This is a genomic window from Acinetobacter sp. ANC 4204 (assembly GCF_002135205.1).
Classification (GTDB): Bacteria; Pseudomonadota; Gammaproteobacteria; order Pseudomonadales; family Moraxellaceae; genus Acinetobacter.
The window spans coordinates 75,301-90,670 of record NZ_NEFZ01000001.1; the positions used below are offsets into that span (position 1 = coordinate 75,301).

At 37.8% G+C, this 15,370-nt stretch carries 16 protein-coding genes; 7 read left to right on the forward strand and 9 right to left on the reverse strand.

Features of this window, described 5'->3' with window-relative positions:
• Positions 1 to 214 precede the first annotated feature (214 nt).
• Positions 215 to 1,009 carry a type I methionyl aminopeptidase gene (gene map, locus B9T36_RS00375; protein WP_086207628.1) on the reverse strand — a complete coding sequence of 265 codons (795 nt, stop codon included), beginning with the start codon at positions 1,007 to 1,009 and terminating at the stop codon, positions 215 to 217.
• Between the two features lie 350 nt (positions 1,010 to 1,359).
• Here map and brnQ point away from each other — a divergent pair, with 350 nt between their 5' ends.
• Both brnQ and B9T36_RS00385 read left to right on the forward strand, forming a co-directional pair.
• Entirely contained in the window at positions 1,360 to 2,646 is a 1,287-nt protein-coding gene (brnQ, locus tag B9T36_RS00380; RefSeq protein WP_086207629.1) for a branched-chain amino acid transport system II carrier protein, read from the forward strand.
• 493 nt (positions 2,647 to 3,139) lie between these two features.
• Entirely contained in the window at positions 3,140 to 3,376 is a 237-nt protein-coding gene (locus B9T36_RS00385; protein WP_086207630.1) for a hypothetical protein, read from the forward strand.
• Positions 3,377 to 3,439: 63 nt separating this feature from the next.
• Here B9T36_RS00385 and B9T36_RS00390 read toward each other — a convergent pair whose 3' ends face one another.
• Positions 3,440 to 3,898, reverse strand: coding sequence for a hypothetical protein (locus B9T36_RS00390; protein ID WP_086207631.1), 459 nt, complete (start codon positions 3,896 to 3,898; stop codon positions 3,440 to 3,442).
• 123 nt (positions 3,899 to 4,021) lie between these two features.
• Here B9T36_RS00390 and B9T36_RS00395 point away from each other — a divergent pair, with 123 nt between their 5' ends.
• The 3 genes from B9T36_RS00395 (at position 4,022) to B9T36_RS00405 (ending at position 7,165) form a co-directional block, all read left to right on the forward strand.
• Positions 4,022 to 4,879, forward strand: a complete 858-nt coding sequence (locus B9T36_RS00395) for an alpha/beta fold hydrolase (RefSeq protein ID WP_086207632.1) — start codon at positions 4,022 to 4,024, stop codon at positions 4,877 to 4,879.
• A gap of 219 nt (positions 4,880 to 5,098) precedes the next feature.
• Complete coding sequence (locus B9T36_RS00400; RefSeq protein WP_086207633.1) at positions 5,099 to 6,463, forward strand: amino acid permease; 1,365 nt, start codon at positions 5,099 to 5,101, stop codon at positions 6,461 to 6,463.
• Positions 6,464 to 6,679: 216 nt separating this feature from the next.
• Positions 6,680 to 7,165 carry an Lrp/AsnC family transcriptional regulator gene (locus B9T36_RS00405; RefSeq protein WP_086207634.1) on the forward strand — a complete coding sequence of 162 codons (486 nt, stop codon included), beginning with the start codon at positions 6,680 to 6,682 and terminating at the stop codon, positions 7,163 to 7,165.
• Between the two features lie 175 nt (positions 7,166 to 7,340).
• Here B9T36_RS00405 and B9T36_RS00410 read toward each other — a convergent pair whose 3' ends face one another.
• The 7 genes from B9T36_RS00410 to B9T36_RS00440 form a co-directional block, all read right to left on the reverse strand.
• Positions 7,341 to 7,562 carry a hypothetical protein gene (locus B9T36_RS00410; protein ID WP_086208227.1) on the reverse strand — a complete coding sequence of 74 codons (222 nt, stop codon included), beginning with the start codon at positions 7,560 to 7,562 and terminating at the stop codon, positions 7,341 to 7,343.
• A 396-nt stretch (positions 7,563 to 7,958) separates the two neighbouring features.
• A complete protein-coding gene (locus B9T36_RS00415; RefSeq protein WP_086207635.1) occupies positions 7,959 to 9,218 on the reverse strand; it encodes a PD-(D/E)XK nuclease family protein in 1,260 nt (419 codons plus the stop codon).
• Between the two features lie 72 nt (positions 9,219 to 9,290).
• Positions 9,291 to 11,930, reverse strand: a complete 2,640-nt coding sequence (locus tag B9T36_RS00420; protein WP_086207636.1) for a bifunctional aconitate hydratase 2/2-methylisocitrate dehydratase — start codon at positions 11,928 to 11,930, stop codon at positions 9,291 to 9,293.
• Positions 11,931 to 12,223: 293 nt separating this feature from the next.
• Complete coding sequence (locus B9T36_RS00425) at positions 12,224 to 12,493, reverse strand: hypothetical protein (protein ID WP_086207637.1); 270 nt, start codon at positions 12,491 to 12,493, stop codon at positions 12,224 to 12,226.
• A 119-nt stretch (positions 12,494 to 12,612) separates the two neighbouring features.
• Positions 12,613 to 12,972 carry a hypothetical protein gene (locus tag B9T36_RS00430; RefSeq protein ID WP_086207638.1) on the reverse strand — a complete coding sequence of 120 codons (360 nt, stop codon included), beginning with the start codon at positions 12,970 to 12,972 and terminating at the stop codon, positions 12,613 to 12,615.
• 107 nt (positions 12,973 to 13,079) lie between these two features.
• On the reverse strand, positions 13,080 to 13,514 hold the full coding sequence (locus tag B9T36_RS00435) for an I78 family peptidase inhibitor (RefSeq protein WP_086207639.1): 435 nt from the start codon (positions 13,512 to 13,514) through the stop codon (positions 13,080 to 13,082).
• Positions 13,515 to 13,658: 144 nt separating this feature from the next.
• On the reverse strand, positions 13,659 to 13,862 hold the full coding sequence (locus B9T36_RS00440; protein ID WP_086207640.1) for a hypothetical protein: 204 nt from the start codon (positions 13,860 to 13,862) through the stop codon (positions 13,659 to 13,661).
• Between the two features lie 431 nt (positions 13,863 to 14,293).
• Between B9T36_RS00440 and B9T36_RS00445 the strand changes: the two genes are divergently transcribed.
• A complete protein-coding gene (locus B9T36_RS00445) occupies positions 14,294 to 14,560 on the forward strand; it encodes a phage protein NinX family protein (RefSeq protein ID WP_086207641.1) in 267 nt (88 codons plus the stop codon).
• An 83-nt stretch (positions 14,561 to 14,643) separates the two neighbouring features.
• Complete coding sequence (locus B9T36_RS00450) at positions 14,644 to 15,006, forward strand: hypothetical protein (RefSeq protein ID WP_086207642.1); 363 nt, start codon at positions 14,644 to 14,646, stop codon at positions 15,004 to 15,006.
• The last annotated feature ends 364 nt before the right edge of the window (positions 15,007 to 15,370 follow it).

Here is a 15,370-nt window from a genome sequence, read left to right on the forward strand (position 1 = left end):
TAAGAAACTACAGCGAGTATCTTGGAAACTATTTTAGTGAAAACATAAAGCCCAGACCAATAGCTTACATGTATAAGTTTTAATCAAAAAGCATCAAAGATACGACAAATAAAGGGGCTTAGAAATATCAGTTATTGCTTTTAAGACTTAATTTAGCTTTTAGACCACAAAGCTAGACCAAAGTCTAAAATTTAACCGCACACAAAACATCGAGTTAAATTTCTGGATAACTGCCCGTGCCTTCAGGCCAAGGAGACAGCAACTCAAAACCTGTTTCAGTCACGAGTACCATATGCTCCCACTGCGCAGTCAAAGAGTGATCTGCTGTAACAACGGTCCAACCATCCTTAAGTTCTTTGACATGTGCTTTACCCATATTAATCATCGGTTCAATGGTAAACACCATGCCCGCTTTAAGTTGCATTCCTTTACCTGGTTGACCATAGTGCAATACGCTTGGCTGTTCGTGATACACCTTACCGATACCATGACCACAATATTCACGTACCACACTATAGCCTTCACGGTGCGCAACTGTCTGGATGGCATAACCAATATCACCCAAAGTGGCACCTTGCTTCACAGCATGAATACCTGCAACCATCGCCTCATAAGTCGTATCAACTAACTTTTTAGCTGCTGGCTTTACTGTACCCACGTAATACATACGACTAGTGTCACCAAAGTAGCCATCTTTAATAATCGCCACATCAATATTAATAATATCGCCATCTTTCAATACAACATTCGGCGATGGGATGCCGTGACAGACCACTTCATTTGGTGAAATACAGGTAGTCTTGGTATAACCGTGATAACCAATATTGGCAGGCGTTACTTTTAGAGTATTTACAATGAAGTCATGACAAATATCATCTAGATATTCCGTCGTAACGCCTGGCTTCACATGCTCACCAATCATCGCTAAAACTTCGGCAGCCAAACGACCAGATATACGCAGTTTTTCTACATCTTGTTCAGTTTTTATGCTCACATTTAAGCCACGCATTGAAATACCCTCAATTATGAAGTCGCAAGTATAGTCCTTTTCACATTGTTTTTGTTCAAACTTAAATCGTCTTACGATAGTAAAGCCTCATATTGAAAATAATTTGTATAGTTTTAAGCCACTCAAACTACAATATTGGATGATCAAAATATTAAAACCCAAGCTTTTAATATTTATAATTTTTCTATTTTAAAATGGATAATCAAACACATATATCAACCCATTTTTTACGTGTTGATATATTCACTTTTCATCTTATAAAAAAATTTAATACTACCCATGAAATAAATTAGCCAAAAATACACTTATGCACTAAAATCGTCCCCTTTGTTCAACTCGATCTCCCTTTTATGACAAGTCTCCGTACTCGGGATATTGTTGCTTTGGGTTTTATGACTTTCGCACTCTTCATTGGTGCGGGCAACATTATCTTTCCACCGATTGTGGCTCAACAAGCGGGTGAACATGTTTGGCTAGCAGCGTTTGGTTTTCTAATCACCGCTGTAGGCTTACCTGTCATCACTATTATTGCGCTATCTCGTGTCGAGGGTTCGATTCAGATTTTAAGTTCGCCATTGGGTAAAATAGCCAGTCTCATTTTAACCATTACATGTTACTTAACTGTCGGACCACTGTTTGCAACACCACGCACAGCAACCGTTTCCTATGAAATAGGTTTTTCATCTTATCTTGGAACATCAAGTAGCAGCTTGCTGATCTATAGTGCAATTTACTTTAGTGTCGTCACTCTCATTGCACTGTATCCAAACAAGATTTTAGATACGGTTGGTTATGTACTTTCTCCGTTAAAGATCTTATCTTTAGCCACCTTAGGTATCGCCGCAATGGTGATTCCAACAGGTTTTGTTCCACCAGCCATTAACAACTATATTGATAGCCCTGTTTCTGAAGGTTTTGTCAATGGTTACCTGACCATGGATACTTTAGGTGCACTGGTTTTTGGTATTGTAATTATTCAAGCCATTCGTTCACGTGGGGTCAGCAACCCTAAGCTAATTACACGTTATGCAGTGATTGCAAGTATTATCTCTGGTATTGGCTTAACTTTAGTTTATCTAAGCTTATTCAAACTTGGCCTCGGAAGTCACGAAGTCGCAGCAAATGCGAGCAATGGTGCAGTGATCCTGCATGCATATGTTCAACATGCATTTGGTGACTTAGGTTCATTTTTCCTGTCAGGTATGATTTTCATTGCGTGTATGGTTACTGCGATTGGTCTAACCTGCGCATGTGCCGAATATTTCAGCTCAATTTCTAAAATTGGCTACAAAACTTGGGTCTTCATCCTGATTGGCTTCTCTTTTGTTATTTCCAATTTAGGTTTAACCAAACTGATTGCCTTTTCTGTGCCTGTTTTAAGTGCAATCTATCCACCAGCGATTGTGGTGATTATGCTGAGCTTTGGCTGGAAATACTTTAACCATCCTAGACGTGTAATTGCACCAGTTACAGCTATTTCATTAGTCTTTGGTATTCTTGATGGTTTAAAAGTGGCCAACTTTGAACTTCCTTATACCCTCACTCACCTGCCACTTGCAGAACAAAATCTTGCATGGCTAATTCCATCACTCATTGTATTTATCATTGCAGTTGTGATCGACAAAGTGAAAAAGTAAACACAAACTGATGTCATTAAAATCTTGTTTTACCCAAACCTGATTTTAATTATGATCAATATTTGTCACATTTTATCCAAATGTACATATATTGTTTCATTTTAGCTCACATCAGTTTTTGTACGTTTCTATACATAAACCATACACCGCTAAAGTCGTATACCAAGCACTTCATATCTCTTATAAATTTAGAATTAGAAAACAAAAAAACCGTTAAAGCCCATCCTATCATGCCATTCATGGCATCAATATTGCTTTATACAATGGGCATATAAGCTTAGGCAGAACATTTATTTGCTATCTTATACCGTACGGAAATACTATTTATTCGCTAAAAAAATGCTACATACTTATATTTTGATTGGTATAGCATAATTTTTCTGAAAAATAGTTTGTTTTGCTCTTGATCAACTCAAATTTTAGCAGTACAACAGTATGAACTAACCCGACTAAATACATTGGTTTTTAGTCAAAAACTCAAGGAGGGATGGAGATGTTATCATTACATTTCAACAAGCAAGTCTTCATTAGCGCTCTGAAGGCAAACAAGAATATGGTGACGTATTTAAGTACCACCATTGCCCTGATGGTTATTATGATCATGCATGGCTTAATTCAAGGTAACCTTAAAGCTGAATATTTTATTTATGCTATTGTCGTTTCACTGGCCTTTTACTTATGGGCAGTTGTCGACCAAAAATTCCGAAAGGCCACACAGTCAATTGACTAGCAAACAGGTGGATGATCAGTCATCCACCTTTGTAAAAGTACCAAGACTAAAAATCATAATAACTTAGAATAAACCTAAAAACATACCCCATAATAATCCAAAAGTTGCCACAATTTCCCCTACAACCAAAGCCATCATTGCCATCACCATGACTGATTTGGGTAAAATCCATTTGCCTAAAATGTGCGGACTACGAAACTGGTTATTGGTATCTTGTAATACACCATGCACAATATAGCTCAGTATCGAAAAGCTAAAAAAGAATAGATTAATTGCCACAAACAACATATTTACAGGCTCTGACCACACTGAAATGACCGCCATGACGGCAATGATTAAGCTAGCAGGTGCATATAGCAAACTACTACGATGTGCGATATCGACATAATAATGCGCGCGAAATTGTGGTGAATGGCGAATTTGAGCATATTTCCACACCCCAGTTAGCATGCCTACAAATAGAAAAATTGCACTGAATAAAAGTGCGAATTTAACTGACATCTCTAATTCAACAAACTGCATGTGTTTTCCTTTTTATTTTCGATCCATTTTATACAAATCCGCTTGACTTTAAAGTCATAGATTTGACAAGTTTCTTTTTGGAACTCAAGTAAAGTATGAACAACTTAAATATATACGCCAACCATGCAGAATTACGAAACGCTCAACATCACCTGTTCCGACCATTATTCACTCAGTGGACGCTTTTATACTGCCCAAGCTACGCAGCAAACTTTTCCTATTTTAATCTGCCCTGCAACTGGCATTACCCAACAGTTTTACCACCATTTTGCATCGTGGCTTGCTGAACAAGGTTATGCTGTTTTGGTTTTTGACTTTCGTGGAATTGGGAAATCTCTGCACGAACCACTTAAACAGTCAAAAGCGAGTATTGTACAGTGGGGACAATTGGATATTCCTGCTGCGGTAGATGCTCTATTAGATAAAACCCAAGCAACTCAAGTGATCTTGCTCGGGCATAGTGCAGGTGGGCAACTTTTAGGTATTAATCCCAACTTTAAAAAAGTGGCAAAGGTGGTAGCTATTGCTGGTTCTACTGGACACGTTAAAGACTTAAAGGGCCGCACCAAACTACTCGCTCCAGTCATGTTTAAGCTAATCTTCCCAATTGCTCGATATACATTGGGCTACGGCCCAACTCAAGCCATCGGGATGGGTGAAAACTTGCCTAAAGATGTGGCACGTGAATGGGCACAGTTTTGTAGCAAACCTGGTTATGTCATGAATGCCATAGGAAATACAGTCCAAGAGGACTTCCACCATCAAATTCGTTGCGCCATTACCTCAATTTGGGCATCGGATGATGAAATTGCCACTCAGGCCAATGTCAAAGGACTGCTTAACCTCTATCCCAATGCACAAACAGAACATATTGAATTAAAACCACAGGCTTATGGGCACAAAAGCATTGGTCACATGGCCATGTTTAAACGTTCCCACCAAAACTTATGGCCCAAAATTGCAGCGCAACTGCAGGCTTAACCTCATATAAATCACGACCTCACGTATTACACCAGTTCAAGCACTCATTGTCTGAGCTGGTTTAATTTTAACCAGCAAGCGCTATATTTAACTAAAAACCACAAGCATTGATAAATTTAGTTTTATTAATTGATAAATAAATATTATATTTCCATCACAAATTTTTATTAAGTCATAGTTCATGTGATGTCTATCGCATGTTCTAGAGATGGATGAATCATGTCTGCACAACAGCAACGTCAGCTTAATCATGGGCTGAGCAACCGCCATATTCAGTTGATTGCTTTAGGTGGCTCTATCGGTACGGGTCTATTTTTAGGCATTTCTCAAACCATTAAACTGGCAGGTCCCTCTGTCATTTTAGGTTATGCACTTGCAGGTTTAATTGCCTTTTTTATGATGCGCCAATTAGGTGAAATGGTGGTTGAGGAACCAGTGAGTGGCTCTTTTAGCTATTTCGCCTATAAATTTTGGAGCCCTTTTGCAGGCTTTATGTCGGGCTGGAACTATTGGGTGCTCAATGTCTTGGTCTGCATGGCAGAGCTAAGCGCCATCGGCCTCTATGTCCAATATTGGTGGCCTGAAATTCCAACGTGGATTTCAGCACTTGCTTTCTTTGTACTGATCAATGCCATCAACCTGCTGCATGTCAAAGTCTTTGGCGAAACAGAATTTTTATTCTCCATGATTAAAATTCTCGCGATCATTGGCATGATTGCTTATGGGGCTTGGTTGCTTACCAGTGGGCAAGGTGGCGAAACTGCTTCCATTTCTAACCTATGGGCTCTAGGCGGTTTCTTTCCTAATGGTCTTTCAGGCTTAATCATGGCAATGGCCATCATTATGTTTTCTTTTGGTGGAATTGAATTGGTCGGTATTGCTGCGGCAGAAACCAAAAATCCAACGACAACTATTCCTAAAGCCGTAAACCAAATTGTCTATCGTGTTTTATTGTTTTATGTACTAACCATTATTGTTCTGCTTTCCTTATTTCCATGGAATCAAATTGCAGAAGGTGGTAGTCCTTTTGTGTTGATCTTTGACTCATTGGGCAGTCAAGGCGTTGCAACTGTACTGAACTTTGTAGTTTTAACTGCAGCCATCTCGGTATATAACGGCACCAGCTATGGCACCAGTCGCATGCTCTTGGGACTTGCTGAGCAAGGCAATGCACCACAGTTCTTAAAGAAGATTAACCAGCGTGGCATCCCTTATGCTGCTATTTTATGCTCTGCACTGGTGACATTGATCTGTGTGGTACTGAATTATATTTTTCCAGAAAAAGCCTTTAAGTTGCTGATGAGTCTTGTGGTTTCAGCGATTGTAATTAACTGGATGATGTTGGCACTGACTCATTTAAAGTTCAAGCAACACATGCTGGCTTTGAAAAAGCCGACTTTATTCCCTGTGCTGATGTATCCGTTAAGTAATTACATTTGCATTATATTTATGCTAGGGATTTTAGTAGTGATGTGGCTGACACCTGATATGCGTATTGCGGTGGCATTGATCCCACTCTGGATTGGATGTTTAACGCTTACCTATTGGTTTAAGCAAAAGCGAATGAAGCAGAAGATACTGTAAATAAGTGCGTAAATAACACCATGTAAAGGCACCCTTCCCTTAAATGGTGTTATTTACAAATCAAAGCCAATCTCCCAAATGACTTTGATTGAATAAGCTTATTGTAATCAGAAGACGCTTCAATAGTTTCTCTATTATTTGCTTGTTTCAAAGTATTTTTGAGAAATATTTTCACATAAAACCATTTATAAAGAAAATTATTAGCAGGAATTGCACATGAATGACAATCGCCATGTTTTAGATAAAATTGACCGCCGTATTTTGTCAGAACTTCGTCAAGATGGGCGTTTGACTGTGACTCAGTTAGCTGAAAAAGTTGGTCTTTCCTCCTCCCCTTGTTGGACACGGCTTAAACGTCTTGAAAATGCAAAGATTATTGAAGGCTATACTGCCAATATCAATCCCAAAGCGATTGGGATTAATGAGTTGTTTTTTATTGAAATTACACTTGAGCGCCATGATGATGAAATTTTGGAGCAATTTAGTGAAGCACTGGCCTATATGCCCGAAGTCGTTGAGGCGCACTTAGTCACAGGTGATTATGACTACTTACTCAAAGTCGCTGTAAAAAATGCAGAGCACTATGAACGCTTTTTACGTAAGAACTTATACTCCATGAAAGGTGTGCGCCATACGCGGTCTATTTTTGCCTTACGTCCATTAAAACTTGAAAACAAAGCAGATTTAACCCTCATTGAATAAGAGCTGAAAATATTTAAGAAATATGCTTTAATATGCTCAGTATGAGATGAGCCTTATATGAGTATGGCGCGAGCTATACGACTAGCCCCTGAAAAATGGGGCTTTTTAATGTCTATTATTTAACAACATCCGCATGTCGTATTCTATTTTTTGGATTTTTCCAAATGAATCGAAATTAATTAGGCTCAATGTCATAAACCCAATTCCTAGCTTGTTGCTCTGTTGTCGTTTCACACACATAGTAGTCATGGTCCCATGCGTCTTGATGGAAAATTTCCATTTTTCGATAAGTCACGTTTTTAGAGTTTTCGACACAGACGAAGCTACCGCCTTGGTCTTTGACTTGCGTTCCATTGAGGAAACCACCAATACAGAGAAATCGAGATTGTTTAGCCATTAATACATCAACTTTTAAATTACTAAATTTGTAATGATTTAACAATGACCTGAATATGCTGTAAAGCTTAGGTTCGATAATGCTGATCTTTTTTCCAAGCTGCTTCATCAAAATTAAGTTCTAAAAATTCAGCAATTTTTTAGCTATGCTTTTTTAAGAAGTTTAGCATCCATATAGATGCCATATCACTGCTTAGGCTATTATAAATCACACGACCTTGTGAAATTCCTCCATTTTCTATATTCTGCAATTCAGCTATTTGGTTTTTAAGCACTTCCCAAGAGTTGACATGCACATAAGCACTACCAATCTGCCCAAATAAATCTTAGTCTGATAATTTACAATTATGGGCAATACCTACGATCTAGTTTTGGCATTGCCAAAAGATGCCGATTTTCATTTTTTAATAATTAAATCTAATTCTTTTAGGCGGTCATTAATAAAATCATCTAAGAAAATATTATTTCTAATCGTAAGTAGTTTAAAAGCATCACCTGAAAATCCACGTAAATTCCCAATAGAATGACTAATCCAAGAATTTGGTATTTTTTTCCAAGTATCTCTCACTGCCCACGTTGGAAAAAGTTGTTGAATCTGATCAAGAGATAAGTTTTTATTTTCTTTTAAAACAATACCATAGTGGAAATAATCTGTAGCAGCAACAAATAGAAATGTAATATTTGGATTAATTTTACTTTGTAAAACACAACCGATTACATCTCTATTTTGTGATAAATTTTTACTACTAAGTTGGTCAAACCATTTTTGACAATTTCTAATATTATATTGAATATTTAAAAAATCATCTGTATTTGAGTCCAAAAATTCGCCCGTTTGCACAAACACATTTTTTATATATTCAAATAAATTATAAAGTAATTTTCCTCTATATTCACTACTGCTATATTCATCCGAAATTTTCTTGATAGCCTCTAGTTCATTTAGTTGAACATCAATAAGCATTTTTTGTAATTCCTTCTTTCCTGTGATTAATTCACCTGTTAGCATTTTCAACAAGTTGATATACTGCTGAATTGCAGCTACAAGATTCGATGCTTTACCAATTGCAGATTGAATGTTTTTCAACCAAAAAATAATATCTGTTTGGTAACTCAAGCATTTCAAATATATATTTTGTTGATTTTCACCATCATTCAAGAAATATTTTCCATCTACATTTTTTATATTTCCTAATGAAAATTGACTTGGTTCTTTGCCGTCCAATGTTAAATAAATCATAAATTGTTGCTTCTTGGTACTTTCACAATATTCATAATATCTATTCAATTGCTTAACTTGATCTTCGGCATAAATTTTATTTTCAATAATTAAAATTTGTGTTTTATTTGAAATAATTAAATCAATTTGACCATAACTTTTCTTTTTATCGCCAACACGTTGCTCTTTTTTTATTTGAACGAACTCGTCAACTATAAATTCAGAACAAAAAGAATCAATAAAACTTTTTAAAAATAAATTTCCTTGGCCATGTGAACCGCGTGGATCTAATAACTCCTTTAAAATTGGAGTATGAGTAAAAACCTCACTACTCCCCATACCTGATATTTTTAGTAAATTAAACTCATTTCCATGACTTTTATTTTTTTCAATTAACGCTATCGTTTGGGATATTAATTTTCTTATATATTCTTGCATTTTCTACTCAAAAAATAAGGGCTGATTACTCAGCCCTTATCTTATACCGCTTATTGCTTAATTAACAAAGAATTAAGTCAACTGAGCAGCAGCAATTTTCTTCGTATCAATCTCAGATGCAGGTTTAGTATAGTCTGTCATCTTGTCGAAGCTTAAGTATTGGTAGATGTCAGCAGACATGCTATCAATCTGAGCTGCATACTGTTGATATTCTTCTGGAGTTGGTAATTTACCAAGTACAGCAGCAACAGATGCAAGTTCAGCAGAAGCTAAGTAAACGTTCGCACCTTGACCTAAACGGTTCGGGAAGTTACGCGTAGAAGTCGATACACAAGTAGTGTTCGGAGCTACGCGTGCTTGGTTACCCATACACAATGAACAACCTGGCATTTCAGTACGCGCGCCAGCTTTACCATAAGTATTGTAGAAACCTTCTTCCATCAATTGACGTTCGTCCATACGCGTAGGCGGAGCAATCCACAAACGAGTTGAAAGTACGCCACCAGGAACTTTCTCTAACAACTTACCAGTTGCGCGGAAGTGACCGATGTTAGTCATACATGAACCAACGAATACTTCGTCAATTTTCACGCCTTGAACATCAGAAAGCAATTTCGCATCATCTGGGTCATTCGGGCAGCAAAGAACTGGTTCAGTAATTGTCGCAAGGTCAATTTCATACACTTTCGTGTATTCAGCATCAGCATCAGCTTTAAGAAGTGATGGGTTCGCTAACCATTTTTCCATGTTCTCTACACGACGAGCCATCGTACGCGCATCGCCATAACCTTCAGAAATCATCCACTTCAACATTGTGATGTTTGATTTCAAGTATTCAGCAACTTTCTCTTCAGAAAGTGTAATAGAACAACCCGCAGCAGAACGTTCAGCAGACGCATCAGAAAGTTCGAATGCTTGTTCAACAGTGAGGTCAGTTTCCATTTCTGTTAAGTCGATCTCAAGGATACGGCCAGAGAAGATGTTTTTCTTACCTTTCTTCTCTACAGTTAAGTCACCTTGCTGAATCGCAACGTAAGGAATTGCATGTACAAGGTCACGTAGTGTGATACCAGGTTGCATTTTACCTTTGAACTTAACAAGTACAGATTCAGGCATGTCTAATGGCATAACACCAGTCGCAGCAGCGAATGCTACAAGACCAGAACCCGCTGGGAATGAAATACCAATTGGGAAACGTGTATGTGAGTCACCACCAGTACCAACGGTATCTGGAAGAAGCATACGGTTTAACCAAGAGTGGATAATACCGTCACCTGGACGTAGAGATACACCGCCACGGTTCATGATGAAATCAGGAAGCGAGTGTTGCATTTGAACGTCAACTGGCTTTGGATATGCAGCTGTGTGACAGAAAGATTGCATAACTAGGTCAGCAGAGAAGCCTAGGCAAGCTAAGTCTTTCAATTCGTCACGAGTCATTGGACCAGTGGTATCTTGCGAACCAACAGTTGTCATCTTAGGTTCACAGTAAGTACCTGGAAGTACGCCTTGACCTTCAGGAAGACCACATGCGCGACCAACCATTTTCTGTGCTTGAGTGAAACCTTTGCCAGTAGCAGCAGGTTGAACTGGAGTACGGAATAACGTAGATGGAGCAAGGCCTAAAGCTTCACGTGCTTTAGCAGTTAAGCCACGACCAACGATTAGGTTGATACGACCACCTGCACGTACTTCGTCTAGAAGTACTGGAGTTTTAAGTTCAGCATCAGCAATTACTGCGCCGTCTTTGGTTGCAGTTACTTTTGCAGCAGCATGATCAATGTTAAGAACGATTTCATCGCCCATGTTCATGTTTGCAACATCAATTTCGATTGGCAACGCGCCAGCATCTTCCATTGTGTTAAAGAAAATCGGAGCGATTTTAGAACCTAAGCAGTAACCACCGTCTTTTTTGTTCGGGATGTGCGCAATTTCGTCACCGAAGAACCAAAGTACAGAGTTCGTTGCAGATTTACGAGATGAACCTGTACCAACAACGTCACCAACGTATGCAACTTGGTTGCCTTTTGCGATCAAGTCTTTGATTTGGTTTAATGGACCAACTTCACCAGGAACTTCTGGGTTGATACCGTCACGTACGTTTTTCAACATTGCATTTGCATGCAATGGAATATCTGGACGGCTCCAAGCGTCTTGTGCAGGTGACAAGTCATCAGTGTTGGTTTCGCCAGTTACTTTGAAAACTGTAAGTTTGATTTCAGTAGGAACATCTTTACGAGTCGTGAACCATTCAGCGTCAGCCCAAGATTGCATAACCGCTTGTGCATTCGTGTTACCCGCTTTTGCTTTATCTGCAACGTCATGGAATGCATCAAATACAAGAAGCGTTTTCTTGAGTGCTTCAGCTGCTAATTCAGCAAGTTCAGCATCATCAAGAAGTGCAACTAAAGGAGCAACGTTATAACCACCAAGCATAGTGCCTAGTAAGTAAACCGCACGTTCTTTAGAAACTAATGGTGAAGTCGCTTCGCCTTTAGCCAAAGCAGCTAAGAATGCAGCTTTAACGTATGCAGCTTGGTCAACACCCGCTGGAACACGGTTTTCTAGTAAATCAACTAAAAATGCTTCTTCGCCAGCTGGTGGGTTTTTTAATAATTCAACTAATGCAGCTGTTTGAGCATCGTCAAGTGGCTTCGGTGGGACTCCGAGTGCGGCACGTTCTGCAACGTGTTGGCGGTAAGCTTCTAGCACGGTGTTATTCCTCTTTTTTAAAAAATTATTTACGTATTCCTGCTTTAATTAAAGCTACGTAAATAATATGGACTGCTAAATTTTACTAAAATTCCAGTTAAAAGTTAATGCAAGCAGCGTGTTTCTTCGTGATGCCCATTATTTTCTAACTAAATGATGTTCATACCGATTGCACAATGAATACCACATTTACTGCTATTTGCTCAGTCTTTAACACATTAACTTTGGACTGGTATTTAAAAACAAAAAGGCAACTCATGTTGCCTTTTTTTTCCAAATATAAGTATTCAACCTTAGTGTACTGTTGTGGCTTGAATATATTGCTTAAAACTTTCCCGACATCCTTCAAATTTCATCTGAATTTCGTCGTCATGTAAGTTTTGGTGCGCCGAACCGGCAAATGAAATTTGAACCAAAAACCGTGTAGGTTCATGTTCAAGGGCTTGTTTAAAGTAAACCTGATCACCCAAGCTAAGGACATAGTGCCCTCCACCAATCACGGCCACGCCATTTTCATCTTCCAAGAGTAAATCTGCTTGATTTAAATAGCCGACAACTTCCATTTTCTGCTCCTCTCGTTTTTGTTCTCTTTTCATTATTCTTTATTTTTATATGCTTTTCTATATATATGATTTAGTGTTTTGTCACAAAAAAATACCAACTTAAAATAAAAAACCGTTCATTAGAACGGTTTGTAATCTGGCATGTCTTTATGAGGGGTCGCTATACATTTTTCAGTGTATGCTGCACGAACTTTTTCTCGTGCCCCTTCAATATCGCTCTTAATGTCCGCTTCAGGCAAAGCATATACATGCTCAATAATATCTAAGATAAATGCTTTGGTCGTCGCATCTTCTACCTTATTGGCATGTTCAATTGCTTTATCTTTTTCAATTGCATTTTGACGATCTAGCATAATCGAACGTGCTGCATTTCCTACACTTTTACAATAGCCATGCCATTGTTCTTCTGGCGTTAACGGTTTTTTTTCTGCACAACCCACCAAAGCAATGGCAGCAGCCAAAACAAATAACTTTTTCATTACAACTCTCCTATGTGCCCTATCATAATCAAACTTTTAAAAATGAAGAACCATTCCCCTGCTTTAAATGTCAAAAAGCCCAGATTTGGGCTTTTTGACTGAGCAAATTAACCGCAGTTCGCTTGAACTACTTTATTGGTCTTTGGATCAACCGTTACTGTCACTCGGTCTTCACGATAATCCATCGTGACTGGCTGCCCAGGTTGGACTAAACGCACGATCTTCGCACTGGTTTTTTGCTTAATCTGCGCTTCCGTTAAATTCGACTGACCAATCAAGGCTGTCGCTTGCTCTGCGACACATTTGCTCTGGCTAGCACGGAACAGTGCCCACTCTTCAATAACTTGACCATTGGGCAAATGACAATATCCCACTTCACCATTCGCTTCTTTTCGAGTCTCTAATTTGCCACCCTGTTCAATACAAAAAGTACTGGCAGGATTTGCCATACCAATATTGGGCTTTTCTGCTTCATTCTTTTGTGCAGTACTACAACCAGACAAAGCTGCCACAATCAATCCGAGCATTACAGTTTTTTTCATAAAGGGGATTTCTTTAAATAAAAGATCAACATAGCAAATAAGCACGAATGAAACTGTGCGAGTTTTGCAAAATATTGAACAAAAAAGAAAAGCCCATCAAAAGATGGACTTCTTATACTTAAAACTTGCCTTGTTAAGCCTGTTTTAGTTAACTGAATGGATATCCAGCTCTTCATTTTTCGCTAAAACGACCGAAGCCAAAATTGGCGTACCTAAAATGAATGGTACGGAAAAAATCCAAAAAATCACGGTATAGTGAGGATCAAAGAAAAATTGAATAGCAAGTGCCACCAAAATTAAAACGGAAAATAGAATTGCAGCAAAACGCATTACAAATTTGATTGGCATTATGATCTTCACTCTTAATTTAGCTAGTCCATTTACTATACACCTACTTTTAATATGGCTTAATTGATTTTAAGTATCTTCTGTCTGTTATTTATAGATTTTATTCATCTACACAAAGACTATTTATTCTGAAAAATAATGCGCCATTTGACCGAAGATAAGCCCACATCAATGTAGGCTTATCTGGAAATAGATGCGTTAGAACTTCCAGTTCTGTGACTATTGTTTAGCATTAAATGTATTTGGCAATCAATAACTATAAGTAGTTGTAAACAGTGATATTGAACTTAGCTTATACTTTGCAATGACTATATATAGTAGTCTACATCTATAACTCAACAGTCTACATATCAGTCTACATTTTTTTGGTTAGATTATGCCTATATATAGTCATCGTAATTTTTGTGGTTGATAGCTGGAACAAATAAATTATGAAAGTATCAGATCTAACACCCACCCAATTACCATACGCTCTCGCTCAAGCAATGAAAGTGAAATCAGTTCCAGTGATTGATTGGGAGTTATGTGGAAAGTTGATAGAAAAAGAAAAAATTAGCTTGGTGCGTTCCTATTCAAGATGGACTGCTTTTTATGTTGGTCCTCGTGCTGATAGTCGAGAAGCTGAGCAAGTTGGTGATACTGCAATTGAGGCAGTGGTGAGGTGTTTTATTGAGAAAAAATTAGGACGTGTAATTTAGTGACATAATCCTTGTATAAACCCAAGATTGTATCCTTATGCATAAATAGTTAAAATTAATAAAAATTTTATAAGTTTAAAAATATGGCATTAATCTATTGCAACAAATGTAAGCAGTGTGGTGATTCCAAGTTAAAAGGTAGTGGCTGGATAACCCTCGTTTTAATTCTTTTTTACATCATTCCTGGTTTGATCTATATGATTTGGCGTAGATCTGGTTTAGGTGAATGTAAATTCTGTTCTAGTTCTGATGTAATACCAGCAAGTCAAAAACCGGCCCAGCTTAACCAACAAAAAGTTACTCCCATTCAATCTCCATTTGACAACGTGCCTCCCCCATTTGAAAATGTGCCTCAAGTCAATTGCCCTGACTGCAGGGAACTGATCAGATTTGATGCCCGTAAATGCAAGCATTGCGGTTCATTTATTGAATTACCTCAAAAATGATTAGTATGTTCATTAGGCTAATTCCATAAATATTAGATATTTTTATTTAATAAGCCATACAGATTACACAAATAATCTTTATGGTTTTTTGTGAGCAACCTTTCTCTTTACTTGTTTTTGTTCGCTTATTAGTTTCTTTAAATAGGCTATTATTTAAGCATTGTGTTTAAAATGGATAAGTCTATGTGCGCAAACTTATAAAAATTGGGAAGTGAAATATAATAACAAATATGTATATGAGTTATGAAGAGGCAACAAAAAACCATGACAGAGGGAGTGATATATCATGGTTTGATTATTCTATTGATTCTTGAAAATAAGAGCTTTTTAAGGGCTACAAATTTCGAAGATGGACTTTATAATT